The sequence below is a fragment of the Cognatundibacterium luofuense genome, from assembly GCF_018139685.1.
Taxonomy (GTDB): domain Bacteria; phylum Pseudomonadota; class Gammaproteobacteria; order Burkholderiales; family Burkholderiaceae_D; genus Undibacterium; species Undibacterium luofuense.
The window spans coordinates 1-327 of sequence record NZ_JAGSPN010000421.1 but is presented as its reverse complement, the minus strand read 5'-3'; the positions used below and the strand labels follow the sequence as shown (position 1 = coordinate 327).

General features: G+C 51.1%; 1 protein-coding gene. It reads left to right on the top strand.

What is annotated here, in order from left to right:
* The coding region (locus KDM89_RS21045) for a DOMON domain-containing protein (RefSeq protein WP_212689768.1) at positions 1-327 on the top strand (327 nt) is incomplete at both ends.

Sequence of the window (327 nt, the reverse complement as noted above, 5' to 3'; positions counted from 1 at the left end):
CAAGTGTTTTATGTCAATGCGCGTGGCGCGATTATGGATGGCATGTACTCGGATATGACGGGCGACGATACTGCCCCGGACTATGATTACCAGGTGGCGACGGCAATACAGGATGATGGCTGGAGTGCCGAATACCGGATACCGTTTTCCGAAATTGCCTACGACAAAAATGCAGACAAACCCTGGAGTTTGCTGGTATTGCGAAATATGATGCGGGATCAGCGTTACCGCATGTATAGCGGTGGCGTCACACGTGCCGCCAGTTGCAATCTGTGCTTCTCAGATGAGATCCATGGCTTGAAAAATCTGCCTTCCGGTATGAACTGG